This is a genomic window from Achromobacter sp. D7-1, assembly GCF_059760445.1.
In genome coordinates this window covers 1-15,591 of sequence record NZ_JCBAMT010000010.1, presented here as the reverse complement: position 1 = coordinate 15,591, position 15,591 = coordinate 1, and the positions used below count along the sequence as shown (strand labels likewise).

13 protein-coding genes and 1 pseudogene are annotated in these 15,591 nt (G+C 60.0%); 6 read left to right on the top strand and 8 right to left on the bottom strand.

The window, feature by feature from the left end; translation table 11 throughout:
* Nucleotides 1–150 precede the first annotated feature (150 nt).
* From AC6LKD_RS06525 to AC6LKD_RS06510, 4 genes and pseudogenes are all read right to left on the bottom strand, one after another.
* Nucleotides 151–429, bottom strand: coding sequence for a hypothetical protein (locus AC6LKD_RS06525; protein WP_498115645.1), 279 nt, complete (start codon nt 427–429; stop codon nt 151–153).
* Nucleotides 430–585: 156 nt separating this feature from the next.
* Nucleotides 586–671: pseudogene (locus AC6LKD_RS06520) on the bottom strand (IS5/IS1182 family transposase); the annotation flags it as partial.
* Between the two features lie 2 nt (nt 672–673).
* Nucleotides 674–1,699, bottom strand: a complete 1,026-nt coding sequence (locus AC6LKD_RS06515; protein WP_498115575.1) for an HAD family hydrolase — start codon at nt 1,697–1,699, stop codon at nt 674–676.
* Nucleotides 1,700–1,782: 83 nt separating this feature from the next.
* Complete coding sequence (locus tag AC6LKD_RS06510; RefSeq protein WP_498115574.1) at nt 1,783–2,925, bottom strand: formylglycine-generating enzyme family protein; 1,143 nt, start codon at nt 2,923–2,925, stop codon at nt 1,783–1,785.
* 592 nt (nt 2,926–3,517) lie between these two features.
* Here AC6LKD_RS06510 and AC6LKD_RS06505 point away from each other — a divergent pair.
* The 5 genes from AC6LKD_RS06505 (at nt 3,518) to AC6LKD_RS06485 (ending at nt 10,767) form a co-directional block, all read left to right on the top strand.
* Nucleotides 3,518–5,176: an arylsulfatase gene (locus tag AC6LKD_RS06505; protein WP_498115573.1), complete on the top strand. Its 1,659-nt coding sequence runs from the start codon at nt 3,518–3,520 to the stop codon at nt 5,174–5,176.
* A gap of 80 nt (nt 5,177–5,256) precedes the next feature.
* Nucleotides 5,257–5,808: an OmpA/MotB family protein gene (locus AC6LKD_RS06500; protein ID WP_498115572.1), complete on the top strand. Its 552-nt coding sequence runs from the start codon at nt 5,257–5,259 to the stop codon at nt 5,806–5,808.
* Nucleotides 5,809–5,990: 182 nt separating this feature from the next.
* On the top strand, nt 5,991–6,782 hold the full coding sequence (locus tag AC6LKD_RS06495; RefSeq protein WP_498115571.1) for a hypothetical protein: 792 nt from the start codon (nt 5,991–5,993) through the stop codon (nt 6,780–6,782).
* A gap of 528 nt (nt 6,783–7,310) precedes the next feature.
* Nucleotides 7,311–9,968, top strand: a complete 2,658-nt coding sequence (locus AC6LKD_RS06490) for an AAA family ATPase (protein ID WP_498115570.1) — start codon at nt 7,311–7,313, stop codon at nt 9,966–9,968.
* A 229-nt stretch (nt 9,969–10,197) separates the two neighbouring features.
* Nucleotides 10,198–10,767 carry a GNAT family N-acetyltransferase gene (locus AC6LKD_RS06485; RefSeq protein ID WP_498115569.1) on the top strand — a complete coding sequence of 190 codons (570 nt, stop codon included), beginning with the start codon at nt 10,198–10,200 and terminating at the stop codon, nt 10,765–10,767.
* 75 nt (nt 10,768–10,842) lie between these two features.
* Here AC6LKD_RS06485 and ligD read toward each other — a convergent pair whose 3' ends face one another.
* The 3 genes from ligD to AC6LKD_RS06470 form a co-directional block, all read right to left on the bottom strand.
* Nucleotides 10,843–12,222, bottom strand: coding sequence for a DNA ligase D (gene ligD / locus AC6LKD_RS06480; RefSeq protein ID WP_498115568.1), 1,380 nt, complete (start codon nt 12,220–12,222; stop codon nt 10,843–10,845).
* 35 nt (nt 12,223–12,257) lie between these two features.
* On the bottom strand, nt 12,258–12,788 hold the full coding sequence (locus AC6LKD_RS06475; RefSeq protein WP_498115567.1) for an ATP-dependent DNA ligase: 531 nt from the start codon (nt 12,786–12,788) through the stop codon (nt 12,258–12,260).
* Nucleotides 12,789–12,868: 80 nt separating this feature from the next.
* Complete coding sequence (locus AC6LKD_RS06470; RefSeq protein WP_498115566.1) at nt 12,869–13,042, bottom strand: DUF3606 domain-containing protein; 174 nt, start codon at nt 13,040–13,042, stop codon at nt 12,869–12,871.
* Between the two features lie 209 nt (nt 13,043–13,251).
* Between AC6LKD_RS06470 and AC6LKD_RS06465 the strand changes: the two genes are divergently transcribed.
* A complete protein-coding gene (locus tag AC6LKD_RS06465; protein WP_498115565.1) occupies nt 13,252–13,791 on the top strand; it encodes a JAB domain-containing protein in 540 nt (179 codons plus the stop codon).
* A gap of 50 nt (nt 13,792–13,841) precedes the next feature.
* Here the strand turns inward: AC6LKD_RS06465 and AC6LKD_RS06460 are convergent, their stop codons facing one another.
* Nucleotides 13,842–15,332 (bottom strand): tyrosine-type recombinase/integrase, encoded by a 1,491-nt coding sequence (locus AC6LKD_RS06460; RefSeq protein ID WP_498115564.1) that lies wholly within the window; start codon nt 15,330–15,332, stop codon nt 13,842–13,844.
* Nucleotides 15,333–15,591 lie beyond the last annotated feature (259 nt).

The following is a 15,591-nucleotide window of genomic DNA, read 5'->3' as shown; positions in this document are numbered from 1 at the left end:
GAAATCGGGTTGAGGAGATACTGGATCAAAGCGAACTTCCGCTCATGGCCGGGAGCAGTCCTTGTCGAACGGCCGAGGGCGACCCAAAGCGGTCTCTTGCGTCTCTTGATAGCGAAGATTCCGACGGCGGGTAGCGAAGAAATCGCTGAATCACAGCCATTGCAGCGCAGCACCATGAGGATCCGTCCAGGCCAACGCATGGCCATCGGCACATAACAGGAACATGCCGGACGGTTGCGGCGTGGCCGCGGGCACGAATTGTGGAAAAACCAATGGACTTTCGTTGCTAATCCAGACGCAACGCGAGGTCAACATGTTGCGTGCGTCAAACGAATTCGCGACATGCAACGCCCATTTTTTCGTACAAGGCGAGCGACCCGCCGCCTCGATTCTTGCAAATCTCAAATAGCAGTCAGCAATTCGATCCATGCCCTCTCCCATACGCAGATGATTCTCGGCAGAGTAGCATCGCTCGCGGGAGTCAGTCGCGCCACTAAGCCGCTGCCAGCTATTGCGTACTGACGTTGCATTAATACCGCTACGGGCCGGTTGCAGACCTTGGTAGCCGTCCGCTTCCGGCAAGCATTCGTAGTCCCGCATCAAACGCCTGAAGCGATTGCCCAACCTAAACTGCGCTCGACCACCCAACGGCGCGGCAGCAGCAAAAGACCTTTCACTGCCACTCCCGCGCGTAGATGCGCTTCCACTCCTTCTCCATGTCGACTACAGTCCAGCCCTTGGCGCGCGCCTCGTCCAAGGCCTTGTCCAGTCGGCCGACGTGGGAATTTCTGTCGTATGCCCACTCGCGGTTGGCGTCGGTGTGGTGGACGATGCCGGCAAAACGCTTGCCCGGGCCGGTGGTGGTCCACTGGAGCATCTGCAGGTCGCCGTCCGAATTGCCGAACGCGAAGATCGGGCGTTGTCCGATGTAGCGCTGGATGGCTACCGGTTTGCCCGGGCCGTCGTCGTTGAACGACAGCTTGGGCAGGCGCATGAGTTCGAAGCCGTTGCCGTCGGCCTGGAACTGCGTCTCGACGCCGCTTCCTATCACCTGCGACCGCGGGATGCCATAGGCCTTCTGCGTCCAGGGGCGCATGAATTCGGTCTCGCCGCCCGACACGATGTAAGTCTTGAAGTCGTGCGCGCGCAGATAATCCAGCAGTTCACGCATCGGCACATACGTCATGCTGTTGTACGCCAATTTGGTGCGGGGGTGGCGCGCCGTCTGCAGCCATTGGTCGACACGTTGATGGTACTCATCGATCGTCATGCCGGTATTGGTGGCGACCACGATTTCCATCAGGCCGCGCTCGCCAGACTTGGCGACGGCGGCCTGGTCGCCCTGCAAAACCGCCATGAAGGGCTGCCGGCTGTACCAATCAGGATGGGACGGCGCCAGCGCATGCACCTCGTCCAGGGAGAACATCACCTGGAAGTACATGGGCTGCTCGCTCCACAGCGTGCCATCGTTGTCGAAAACGGCGATGCGGTCGTGGACCGGCACGAAGTCCGGGCTGCCGGGCTCGGTGACTGCTTTCACGAAGGCGACGATGGCGGTGCTGGACGGTCCGTCGGTCCAGGACGCCAGTTCGGCCTGCTTCTGGCGGTCCGGCCCGGCGCATCCGGCCAACAGGAACAGGAGGCAGAGCCATATCCATGCCAGCCGCCGCAAAAGTTGGTTTTCGATTGAAGGCTGCAAGACATTCTCCCGGATTTGCCGATGGCGCGCCAGTCATACCAGTCCGGCGGCAACTATCCGCCCCGTGCAAGCGTAGCGAACACTCAGCGGCTGGCGACGCTTTGTTGCGCCGCCTGCGCTGCCTTCCATTGCTGCGGCGTCATGACTGTTCTGAAACCGATATGAGACATGGGATTGAGAGGATCGGTGCCGCGTCTTGCGCTGGCCCGGTAGCTGATGCAATAGGTGTCGCTGCACAGAAAGGAACCGCCTCGGGTGACGCGCTTGGGCGCCGATACGGGCGTGCCGCCGTCATCCGGGTCGAAGCTGTCGGCCGGGCCGGCGGGGTCCTGGGGCGGCTGCCGGTACTGCGCCTGGACCTTGAAGGCGTCCGCGCGGTACCAGTCGGCCGTCCACTGCCAGACGTTGCCGGCCATGTCGTACAGGCCATACCCGTTGGGCGAGAAGCTGCGAACCGGGGTTGTGCCAACCTGCACCTTTTCGTCCTTGACGACCGGAAACGGCTCTTGCTGCCGGGTGTCCCAGATGTTCGCCATGGGCTTGCCTTGCGGGAGCAGTTCGTTGCCCCAGCTGTAGGTGGCCTGCTCCAGCCCGCCGCGCGCGGCAAACTCCCACTCGGCCTCGGTAGGCAGCCGCTTGCCCGCCCATTTGGCGTAGGCCTGTGCATCCGCATACGAGACCTGCACGACAGGGTGATCATCCTTGCCGTCGATATTGCTGTCCGGGCCCTGAGGATGCCGCCAGTTGGCGCCGGGCACGAAGCGCCACCAGCGCGAATAGTCGCGCAGCGAGACTTCGGTTTCCGTGCCGACGAACACCATGGCTCCCGCCTGCAGGACGCTGTCGTCCGGACGGGGCGTGCCAGTTGGCAACTGGACGCGCAGGTCTTCCCAAGTCGGCTTCTGTTCCGCCGTCGTGACGTACCCGGTGGCCTCGACGAAGCGGTGGAACTGCGCGTTCGTGACGTCGTTCACGTCCATCCAGAATCCGCTGACGCGCACTTTGTGTGCGGGGCGCTCGTTGGGCTGCGACATCTGATGGTCGTTGCCCATGAGAAATTCGTCGCCCGCGATCCACGCCATGTCCGCCGGGCCGCGCCTGCCGTCCCCAAGCTTGATGGCTGGTGCGCCCGCTGGAGCCGTCGACACCGCCACGTAGGCGCCGATCGCGGCCGTCGCGCCTAGTACGCCCATCAACGCCAACCCGATTTTTGCTTGTTTTTTCACGAGCTTTCTCCGTCGCGGAACTCGAGCCGCAACGTCTCGACAACAAAGTTTATACAGCGCTGAAGCCCTCGCAGGTGGCCTATGGCTGAATGCGCTATGGACGTTGAAGGCAGGCGTGCTGTCCCAAAGCGCCGTCCCGCGACGAGGCTCGAAAATATAAGCACGGATGCGGCGTCCGGGCAAAACGCATCTGCGCTAGTGCAATTGAACCGGGCACGTGGTGCCGCGACGCCTGGGAGCCGGCGTGACGTCCCCCCTGGGGTGGACCATGATCAGGCTCGAAGTTAGCTGCAGTAGGCGACCCGCGGGGCCGCGACGCATCTACACGCGCAACCCACGGGCCATCGTTAAGCGCCTGATTCGACGCGTGGTGCGGATGCGCCGGTCCATACGGACCAGGGACGCGCAATGGCAAGTGCGCGCACGAGATTTCCGTTGACACGATCGTAAGGAAGATGAAAATTAGTGCGGTTCGAGTCCTCGGGCGGCATGCCCCAAAAGGCTTGAACTTCCCAGTACGTAGGCCAATGTGAACCGCACGGTTTGCAGCTTCGTGCGGTTGATTGAACTCTCTCACAGTGGAGTGTTGAAGATGGCAACCAAACGAACTCTTTCTTGCGGTATTGCGGCGCTGATCCTGGGAGCGGCAGCATGTGCACCTGCGGCTGCCCAAGACCAACGCAAACCCAACATCATCCTTCTCGTGTCAGACGACACCGGCTTGGGCGACCTTGGCCCATATGGCGGAGGCATCGGGCGCGGCATGCCAACGCCCAACATCGACCGGCTTTCTACCGAAGGCATGACCTTCTTCTCGTTCTACGCGCAACCCAGTTGCACGCCAGGCCGGGCCGCCATGCAGACCGGCCGCATACCAAACCGCAGCGGCATGACGACGGTGGCGTTCCAAGGCCAGGGCGGCGGCCTGCCCGCGGCGGAATGGACACTTGGGTCGGTCTTGAAGACGGCGGGCTACAAGACGTTCTTTACTGGCAAGTGGCATTTGGGCGAAGCGGACTATGCCTTGCCCAACGCCCAGGGCTACGACGAGATGAAGTACGCCGGGCTGTATCACCTGAACGCCTACACCTATGCGGATCCCACGTGGTTCCCCGACATGCCCGCCGACGTCCGTGAAATGTTCCAGCGAGTCACGAAGGGCGCGCTGTCCGGCAACGCCGGGGAAAAGCCGCGCGAGGAATTCAAGATAAATGGCCAGTATGTCGATACGCCGATGGTGAACGGGCGTGAAGGCGTCGTGGGGATACCCTTCTTTGATCGCTACGTGGAAAAGGCATCGCTGGACTACCTGGACCGCAACGCCAAGTCCGAGCAGCCGTTCTTCATGAGCATCAACTTCATGAAGGTGCACCAACCGAACCTCCCGGATCCGGACTACATCCATAAGTCCATGTCCAAGAGCAAATATGCGGATTCGGTCGTGGAGCTGGACGCGCGCATCGGCCGTATCATGGACAAGATCAGGGAGCTGGGCCTGGACAAGAACACGCTGGTGTTCTACACGACGGACAACGGCGCCTGGCAGGACGTCTACCCCGATGCAGGCTACACCCCGCTGCGCGGCACCAAGGGCACGGTGCGCGAAGGCGGCAACCGCGTTCCCGCAATTGCCTGGATGCCCGGCAAGATCGCTGCCGGCGCGAAGGATCACAGCCTAGTGGGCGGGCTGGACCTGATGGCGACGTTTGCTGCCATCGCCGGCGTGAAGCTGCCGACCAATGATCGCGAAAACAAGCCGATCATCTTCGACAGCTACGACATGTCGCCCGTCCTTTTCGGCACCGGAAAGTGCGACCGCAAGTCCTGGTTCTACTTCACCGAGAACGAGTTGTCGCCCGGAGCGGTGCGCGTCGCCAACTACAAGGCGGTGTTCAATCTGCGCGGTGACGACGGTGCGGTAACGGGCGGACTGGCGGTGGACACGAACCTCGGGTGGAAGGGCGCGGAGTCCTACGTCGCGACCGTGCCGCAGGTATTCGATCTGTGGGCCGATCCCCAGGAGCGCTACGACATCTTCATGAGCAACGTCACGGAACGGACCTGGACGATGGTCATGATCAACGACGCAGTCGCTCCGCTGATGAAGACCTATATCGACTACCCGCCGCGCAAGATGCAGAGCGAAGGCTATGACGGGCCGATGACCTTGTCCCAGTACCAGCGCTTCCAGTACATCCGTGAAAGCCTGGCCAAAGACGGCTTCAAACTGTCGCTGCCGTCCGGCAACTGACATCGGCATTCTCAAGCACTACATGGGCAGAACGAGGCGCCGCCTCGTTCTGCCGGAAAACAACCTGGCGGAGAATCAAAATGCGATTTCACAAAATGACGTTGGTGCTGTGCGTGGTGCTGGCGGTCTCGGGTTGCGTAACCAAGAAGACCTACGACAAAGAGGCGCAGTTGGCCGCCGAGTATCAAGCCCTGAACCAGAGGCTATCGACTGAGTTGAACGCCGATCAGGTGAGGATTACGCAAATGCAGAATGAACTGAAAGTGACGATGGTGAACGAGATCCTGTTTCCGGAAGGCGGGTGGCGGCTCAGTCAGAAGGGCGAGCAGACGCTGGCAAAGATAGCTCCCACGTTGTCCAACCTGCCGGGTCAACAGGTGGTCGTCGAAGGGTTTACCGATACCGAGCCCATCGGCCCGGAACTGCGATCACGCTTTCCGTCCAACCTCGAACTGTCATCCGCCCGCGCTGATGAAGTGGTGCGCTACTTGACGTCCAAGGGGGTGCCATCCAGCTCGATTTCGGCACAGGGGTTTGGGGAAGCGCGACCGGTTGCAAGTAACGCGACGCCCGAAGGCAGGGCCAAGAACCGGCGCGTCGAGATCGTCATTGCTGCGGCTGGCCGCCCTTGATGTAAAGGGACGGCGCCTTATCAAGCCCGGAAGCGTACAACGGCTCGATCCGTTGAAAGTACTTCAGTTGTTGTTCGCTTCCGTTTCCCCCCCCGACCCAGGGGCGAGCACAGCCGTAGCGCAGGCCTTTGCGTGTATTCCAGTTATCTCGGATTTGCACCGAATTACTTGGGGTGAACGGCATGAAGATACTTTTGAAGCCCGCAGTGTCGGTCGTCGTTGCAATGACGATAACTGGAACGGCACAATCGGAAGACGGCGCGGACGATGCTGCTGCACAAGCCAATAACCCACTGGCCAACATGACTGCGTTCAACGTTCAAAACTACTACATCGGCCGGGTGACAGGGACGAGTCAAGACGCAAACGAATTCTGGCTGCGCTACGCGCAACCCTTTTCAATCTCACAGACCAGATGGCTGCTTCGAGCCTCGTTGCCAGTCAATACGATGCCGATCGGCAATCACCACGAAACGGGAATGGGCGACTTGAACATTTTCACCGCCTATTTATTCGATACAGCCAATCCAGCCGTCAGTTTCGGGTTCGGTCCGCAGATAACGGCGCCGACCGCGATCAAGAAGGAGGTGGGTAGCGAGAAGTGGTCAGCCGGCTTGGTCAACGTGCTGTTCGACGCCAGTTCTCGGCGGTTTCAGTATGGCTATCTGCTTTCGTGGCAGGCCAGCTTCGCCGGGTCGAGCCGCCGCGAGGACGACAACTTCGTTGCCTTTCAGCCGTTCGGAATGTATCAGCTTGGAGGCGGCACGTATCTGCGGGCGGCGCCTATCTGGACATACAACCTAAAGAACAATGGCTATAGCGTGCCGTTGGGCATAGGCATCGGACAGGTGATCAAGCGCGACAAAACGGTCTACAACGTTTTCATAGAGCCTCAGTTCTCCGTGGCTAGCCGCGGGTCGGGGCAGCCGGACTGGCAGATATTCATGGGCTTGAATATGCAGTTTCTGAAATGACGGCGGCAGATCAGGTGGAAGGACCCACCAATCGTACACATGCTGAGGTTGACCGGTCGATCACCGTACCCAAGGACCTCTGTCGGGGTTATCCGCCATTCTCAGTGTCTGTATTCTTCTGCCGTGTTGGAGTTCCGCTTTTGGCCGGGAGCCGTCCTTGATGACAGACCGCACCCGACCCATGTCGGTCGGTTGATCAAGCAAGCCACGCTCGTCAGATTTCCAGGCACAACGGAACTTCGTCTAGCGACTACCTGTTAAGGAGAGTCGAGTTCCAATGCTATGGCGCGCCCGGAACAGGGCAGCCAGTTCACCCGCGATGACTGGCGGTTATTCCTGAAGGCACACTGCATGCTGTCGAGCATGAGTCGGTTCGATAAGGCGACGCGTATTCAGGAAAAGGGCGCCAAGCGGATGTAAGACGGAGCTATCGGCCATGCCCCATACAGAATAGAAAGCCGCCTGCGGAACGCGCCCGGTTTGCGAGAGCTATACTCGCCGCGACACATAGGCCGGGAGACATACCTCATGGTTTTCGCACGCATTGCCGACTGGATCGAGACGCAACAGCCGTGGCTTTCTGATGCCGCCCGCCGGTTAGTCATAAATGGCCGAATCGATGAAGGCGATATTGGCGAAATCGTCGCTTTGGCGAAAGCGCACGCAGGCATTCATGATCCTGCCGGCCTTGTCGCCCAGCCCCTCACCCGCGATCTGCTCCCGGTGGGCGACGCCGCCTCGACGACAATCACCCTTTTGGAGCTGCGCAACTTGCGGGGGGTGAACGCCATTGCCGCAGAGCAGGCGATCCTGTTCTCGCCGATCGGCGTGACGGTTGTCTATGGTCACAACGGGGCGGGAAAATCGGGATATTCTCGCGTGTTGCGCAAGGCGTGCCGAGCGAGAGCGACCGGAGGGCCTATATTGGGTGACGTTTTCGCCGACGCAGGGGCAGCGAACCCGAGCGCTGAGATCCTGGTGCAGCGCCAGGGCGTCCCTGACCCGGAAACGCTTTTTTGGCGACAAGGCTCACCTTCCCCTGCGGAGTTGGCGACGATCGCCGTGTTTGATAGCCAGTGCGCGCGCGCCTTCACCGACGCGGAGGGCGAGGTAGCATACACGCCACGCGGCCTCGATGTTCTCGCTAAGCTCGCGACCTTGTGCGGGACGCTTCGCACTCGGCTCGAATTGGAAATCAATGGAATTCATGCGTCGACCGCTTCTTTTGCCGACCTTATGGGTGACCATGCGGCAGGCCGTTTGCTTGCGGACTTCGAAAAGCGCGCCCACCTTTCGGCGTATCGAAGGGAACTCACGGAGCTAGCCACGCTGTCTGAAGCGGAAGTCGCGGAAATTCAGAGATTGGCGACGGAAGTTGCCGAAGCGAATCCCGCCGCGCGCGCGACCGATCTTCGAGGCAAGAAGGCGCGCATTGATGGTCTGGCGACCCGGTGGGAGCGGTGCGAGGCCGCGCTTTCCGATGAAATGGCGGCAGCCGCGATTGAGCATGGGGTAGCAGTTGTCGCCGCGGAAACTGCAGCGCGGTTCGCGGCCGAAGCTTTCGCGGCGGAGGGAGGCTTGCTGCCTGGGACTGGATCAGCCCCTTGGCGCGAACTGCTGAGCGCCGCGCGCGACTATTCCACGATGTTGGCTTACCCTGAGCATCATTTTCCGCACGTTGATGGGGGCCGATGTGTGCTGTGTCAGCAAGAACTCGCCGCTGCTGCTGCCGAGCGCATGCGACGCTTTGAGACTTTTGTCGAGCGAGAGGGGCAGAAGCTCGCGGAGGCCGCCAGGACCAAAGCCAGCGCCGCCTTTTCTGCCATCGCCTCGGTCGATCCGGCTGCGCTGCTAGCAGACCATGCGCTTCTGAGTGAGATCGAGCAGGCCAAGCCCGGCGCGCGCGACGCCCTGCAACTAGCGGGCGACTGCTTGTCGCGCAGGCAGGCCGCGCTCGCCGAAGCATGGGCGGCCGAACGTTTTGAAGCTGTGGTGCCGACGATCGTTTCGCATTCCGCCGTGCTACGCGATTTGTCCCGCACCATCGAGGACGAGGCCGCGCGCTTTGACAAGCTCGCGGCGGCGGACGAGCGCAAGAAGAGCGAGCAAGCGCTCGCCGACTTGAGGTCGAGGCAAGGCCTCTCGGGACGGCTCGCGCAGATCATCCAGATCGCGGATGACCTAACGCTGAAGAAAAAGCTTCAAGCTGCGTATCGATCAGCGGATTCGATGCCCATTTCGAAAAAGATGAGCGCGCTTCACGCCGAGGCGCTGTCCGCCGAAGCGGAGGCGGCTTTTGCCCGCGAGTGCGCAGCGATGGGCGTAGGTCATGTGCCGATTCGCAACACCACGCGAATGGAAAAGGGAAAGGCAAAGCAGCAGGTGAAGCTTGACACTTCTGGCGGAGAACGGGTGGGCGAAGTCCTTAGTGAGGGCGAGCAACGAGCGCTTGCACTTGCCAGCTTTATGGCAGAAGTTTCGTTGGTGGAAGGACATGGCGCGATTATCTTCGACGATCCGATGTCGTCGCTCGATCACGCGCATCGTGAAAGGGTCGCACGCCGACTCGTTCAAGAAGCGTCGAAGAGACAGGTGATCGTATTCACTCACGACTTGCCATTTGCGCTTCATTTGGCCGATGAGGCCAGCGTCCAAAAAGTTGAGGCGAGCGCGATGAGCGTCCGGCGCGTCAGACAGCGCGCGGGATTGGTTTTTCCTGAGCTTCCCTTTGCCGGGATCAAGGTGAACGAGCGATTGGAGCGCATCAAGAAGATGGCGACGGAGGCTGATGGCGCTCTTGATGCCGGAGAAGTCGAACGTAGCGAAAATCTTGTCCGCACCGGATATGGGCGTTTGCGCGAGACCTGGGAGCGTGGGGTGGAGGAGACGATTTTGTGCGAAACGGTGGTTCGCTTTCGGCCAGGTGTGTCGACGCAACGGCTCCGGGCTGTAACGCTGAGCGACGAGGAATATGTGGCGCTCCACGAGGCAATGGCGCGCTGCTCCCACTTCGCAGCGCATGACACCGCGGCGGATGCCGACGCGACGCCGCCCACAGCGGACGAGCTGCGAGCCGATATCGAAGCGGCAAGGTTGTTCTTCGGGACTCGGAGAAAACTTAACGAGGACACCGACCGTCGCCGTCGGGAGCTTCTCGAACGTTCGGCAGCTTTCAAACAGGCGTAAAGACGCTCTCCCGCTATTGATGTGGCACTGACGGGCTTGGACAGTCAACCGGGAGATTAGCGCCCTTACATCTGCGCTCTTACAGCAAGCGAAAACTGCTGTCGCCAAAGCGATTGAACATGGATTCGCAGGTCCGGCGCCAGGTCGGGAGCAGATCGCGCTGTCGCCAAGCGCGCGGGATGGCTTCGCGAATGGTTAACATATGGCAACACACTATCGGGACGCAGAAATGAACACGCCAGTTGATCTTCCTCTTCGAGTTAAGGTTGTGCGCGATTTGGGAGCGGATCCTATCGCTCAAGGTTGCCTGGTGGGCTTCTACGCGCTTGAAATGGCCAAAGCGCTAGATTGGACGCCCGAGCACCGGTTCATGCAGATTCGCCAAGCTCAGCTGATGATCGGCTATGGGCACTCGCGTTTGTATGTAGCGGGGTTTGAGCCCGGCCACCACGTTGCCCTCATGCTCACCACCAGGACTTCCAAGCGGGAAATTCGACGGCTTGACGCTCTTTGGGTAGCCGAGCCCTACAGACGGAGAGGCATTGGCCGACGGTTGATGGAAGAGGCTCGGCGCGGGGGGAGCGACTTCCATTCGTTCGCCACGCCCGGGGCTGTCGAGTGGCATCTCGCGAACGGATTCCGTTCTCTCGGGTCGAAGCCAGAGGGGACCGTGGAGATGTTCACCGGCTCCTATGCACCCGAGTACAGCTATGACTTCGCGCTGCCGACGCCTACGGAAGAGGACATGCGAGCAATGGTTCAGTTGGCCCGAATGGAAAAAGAGCTGGGCGCAGGCTAAGCCCGATAATCGACCCGCCCTGGATCGCCCGGGGCAACGTCGTGGCTCGGCCATTCTGTGGGACGCGTGGACGCTTTACCGGAATCCCAGCGCCTTCATCGGCCCAGCCAAGGCCTGGGGCGTTGCAGCATCCCAAGGTGCGTTACCGATGTCCAGGCGGTCGGCCACGTTGGTGATAGTCCATTGGGCCCCACTGGACAGCTGTGGCAGTTCTTCCCATGAGATCGGCACGGAGACACCGAGTCCCGGCCGCGCCCTTGCGGACCACGCCGCAGCGGTCGTGGCGCCAAATCCGTTGCGAAGGTAATCGACGAAGATTTTGCCTATTCGGTTTTTGGGCCCGCTCTTAGCAACGAACAGTTGTGGCAGCGTCTGCGACAAATGGCGCACCATCGCGTGGGAAAAGCCTTTAACCGTGTCCCAATCGTATTGCTTGCGCAGCGGCACGACGACGTGGAGCCCCTTTCCTCCGCTGGTCTTGAGCCATCCCTTCAGGCCGATCTCTTTTAAGAGTACTCTCACCAGTTCGGCGGCTTGAATTACTGTCGCCCATGGAACGCCTTCCCCGGGGTCCAGGTCGAGGATGAGCCGATCAGGCCTACTGATTGAGCCCTTGACGGCATTCCAAGAGTGAAACTCTACGACATTCATCTGAGCGGCAAATATGATCGCGTCCTCGCTCGGCACTTCGAGCAAGGGAGGATGGCCAGGATGCAAATGTTCAGGGAGGGCGGTTACTCCGGGAATCGGTGCATCGAGGTGCTTTTGGAAAAAGAGTTGCCCGTCGATTCCGCTTGGTGCGCGAACGAAGAAGACGGGGCGCCCTGCTAGATGTTCAAGAAGCAGCGGTGCGACCAGTCCGTAGTACCGTGCCAGGTCCAGTTTGGTCAAGCCAGTCGAACTGTCAATAACGCGTTCTGGGTTGGAGAGTGATCCCAGGCGTTTGCCGCGGACAGGCCGGGCGCCTGCGCTTGACGTTGGCAAGTTAGTTGGCTTCTTATTTTCGACCTGCGAAGCTGCGACCGAGCTCTCCCGAGAGATGTCTCGTGCCGGCTTGTCGGACCGTATGCCACGGAATGTGGCGTGCCGGACATGGCCGCCCGCCGTCCATTCGGAGAAAGAGACCTCGCAGACTAGCTTGGGATCCACCCACCTAATCGACTGTCTGGAACTGGGCGACCCAAAACTCAGTGGGGTATCCGATCGCTCTAGCGGGGTAAGCTGCCGCATGATGTTCGTCAGAGTTCGATCGTCGAATCCAGTCCCTACACTGCCGGCGTAACGTAGACCGCCCCTGTCGTCGTTAACGGCTAACAGCAGGGCGCCGAAGCTACTACGGCTCCCCGCTGGATGTGTGTAGCCAACAATGATGAACTCCTGCCGCTGGGCACACTTGATCTTCACCCAATTGTCTGTCCTGCGGGATGAATACGGCGATGACAGTCGCTTCGCCATGATGCCCTCAAGGCCCAGCTTGCACGCTGAGGAGATCAGGGCCGAAGGGGGGGGGCGTCGAATGCCTCACTGAAGCGTATGCGGGGGTCGGCTGCCCGTTCCACCAACTCTTCGAGAAGCTCACGGCGAAGCCGCAATGGCTCGGCGCGAAGGTCGCGTCCTGCCACGTATGGCAGATCAAATGCGTAGAAAACGATTTCTTCCAAGCCTCGGCCGCCGAAGGCATTCTGTAGGGCCTGGAAACTCGGCACCCCTCGTTCGCTCAAAACTATTATTTCACCATCCAGCCAGGCGGACGCTACCCCTATGGAACGGAGCGCCTCCACCAGATGCGGCACTTTACTGCTCCAGTCATGCCCGTTGCGCGTGAGCAGTCGGACGTCCCGTGCCTCTATACGGGCCAGCATGCGATAGCCATCGAACTTGACTTCGTAGAGCCAATCGTCCCCCCGACTGGGGATCCGATCTACCAAGGTGGCAAGTTGGGGGCGCAAGGAAGGGAACACGTCAGCGGGAACGCCTGGAAGGGTGGGCGACTTCTCGCGGTCCGGGGGAGAGCGGCTCATTTTTCGAATTGCCGTAGTCCGGCTGGCCAATGCGCCTTTTGTTGGCGCTGCCCGGGAGATGCGTTGCCTCAGCGTGGGGGCTACGAGAAGTGCTTACGGAGCGCGTCGACGGAAACGCCTACTTCCTTTACAGCCTGCCGAAGCTTGTCTTCGGTGACGCCGAGTTCGCGCGTCCAATATTTGAGCTCGTGAGCCTCATTGACGTTCACGCGAGCGCGGTCTTGCGGGCCGCGGTTATTGAGATCGTCAGACATGACGGCTCCTTTGAGAAATTGGAACCGAGTCAAGTCAGCAAATGGCGTTCCCGGGAACGCTGGCTTCTTGGGTCTGACCTCTAGGTATAGCCCAATGTCCATTGGCAAGAGCGGACTGCGCATGGCGAGTGGCCCAGTTCTGGCACCCCCCTGTGTTGACGACCGATCATTAATGGGTTGGTAGGCAACCCTTGCTATTGGAGAGAGCAATGCAACTAAGTTTCAGTAGTGCATGGGCAGGAGAAAGGCAGGTGCCGCAGGATGTCCAGGGCGCCCCGGTTGTACGCGAGGCGGGCGGCCTCTATCGAGCCGCAACCCCGGAAGAGCTCCTACGTGCGGCTGCGCAGCAATTGGAGGGCGCGCTGGGTAGTCGCTTGCCAGTGGCCAAGCCATCCGCCGCCATCGACTATATCGTGACGCGGCTGGCGCTGTCGGACGTCGAGGTGTTCGGCGTAATGTTCCTTGATGCGCAATTGAGAATGATAGCCTTCGAGGAAATGTTCAGAGGCACGCTGTCTGAGACGAGCGTGTATCCACGCGAGGTCGTCAAGGCGGCTATTCGGCACAACGCGCATTCCATCTTGATTGCCCACAACCATCCCTCGGGTTCGTCGCAGCCAAGCAGGGCGGACGTTGAGGTTACGCGGCGCTTGAAGGAAGCCGTGGCTCTGGTGAATGTGACATTGGTCGACCACGTGATCGTGGCGGCAGGTAGCGGCCATTCTATGGCCAAGATGGGCTTGATCTAGGCTTGCCCGCCTGCGTCCAACAGCCGAAGACCGAACGGTCTTCGGCTTTTTTACGCCGCGAGTAGTTGCTTGGCGGTTAGCCGCTTTTGAAGCTCGGCTGGCGCCACGGCTCCCGTCAGCAGTCTTTCCAAATAGTCGCCGAGCTTCGCCCATGCTGCTTGCTTCTCGTCGGCGTAGTCGTAGAGCTGGTAGTGCCGCCTGACACGGTTCTTGCCCGTGTGAATGACGTGATTTTGGCAGCGGTCGATGATGTTTGGATCGATTCCCAGTGACTCCATGATGGTCGACCCCGTTCGCCGTAAATCATGAGGCGTCCAATTGCCGTTTTGGCCTTTGCCGAGCACCAGGGAGTTATCCGAAGCGCGGCGTGCTTTGGGCTTTCCGTTGAACATGGCTTGCCGATCTTTGATTTGCTTAGTAAAGGCCTGCTTGTACATCGGTTGGTCTACCCCAGCGTCATCATTGTCGCGCGAAGGTAGGAGCCAGCGGGATGATCCTGCCAGGCTGACAAGGGTCTCGAAATGCTTGACTGCGAAGGGTGACAGAAAGACCAGGTGGTCGCGCTTCTGTGATTTTCTGCCCTTGACGTTCGCCTTGGGAATGAACCACGTACCTTCTCGGAGATCGAGATGCGTAATTTCGGTTAGGTGCAGTTCCCCTATCCGGCATAGCGTGCTCAAACAGATCCAGGAAACTGCCTGCAACGCCTTGGATGGAGGCTTCCTCTTTCGCTTGTCATCTGAAGCGAGATACTGCTCCTCCAACTCGCGGTATCGAGTCTGGAGCTCGACAATCTCGACAGGCGGGAGAACGCGTTCGCGAGCGTTATCCGGGTCGTAATCGTCCGCCAGGAGCACCCCGAGCTCAACCAGCTCAACCGGATTTCCTTCCGAAAGCAGCTTTCGCCATGGTTGGCGCTTTTCTGCCCAATGGAACATCTGGCCCAGTATTTGGTAGGTCACCTCGGCAAGCCGATTGCATCCGCGGCCGACAATCGAGCGGATCACTCGCTCAATATCCTTCTCGCGAATTGATCGCACGGGAGTATCACCGATCAAGGGAAGCACGTCTTTTTCAACGATGCGCTTCACTTCGGTGTTGCCATCTGCTCGCTTCACTCCCGATTCCAGCCAGCTTTTATACATCTCCTGGAACGAAAGGGCGTCGGTCGTGGCCTCTTCTTCAGCGGCGGTTACAGCGGCAGATTCAGCTGCCATAGCTTCCCGCACCTGGGCTTTTTCCAAGTCGCGGACGGCTGACGGATTGCGGCCCGCCTTAATGTCCGCCCGCGCTTTGTTCCTGGCGGAGCGGATCTCGTCGAGTGTGCGTTCCGGCCATGAGCCGCAGTAGAATCTCTTTACCTTGTCGCCCATGCGATATGCGTATCGCCACACCACGGCCATCGTGCCGCGCTGAATGCGGATCTCCCCAGTCAGGCCGTCTCCATCGGCCAGGTGATCACCGGCCCATTCCGCCGGCACCGCTTCCAGTTCTTTGACGGTCCACCGCGCACCTTTTCCGCGTTTTGGGTATCTCGTCATATTTCCTCGAATCTCTCCGTTCTTCTGTCTCAAGCGCCATATGGGACAACATATGGGACAACATTTTTGCGGCTGTCAGCGTACATTAGCGAACGTCGACGAACAAGGAAATTTGGATAAAGCCTTATGAATCAGTCGGTTATTCGTTCGCCGACGTTCGCTGACGTTCGTGCGTTTCTAATTTGGGAGCAGAGGGTCGTGAGTTCGAATCCCACCGCCCCGACCAATGAAAAAAGGCCGTCAGCGACATATCGCTGAC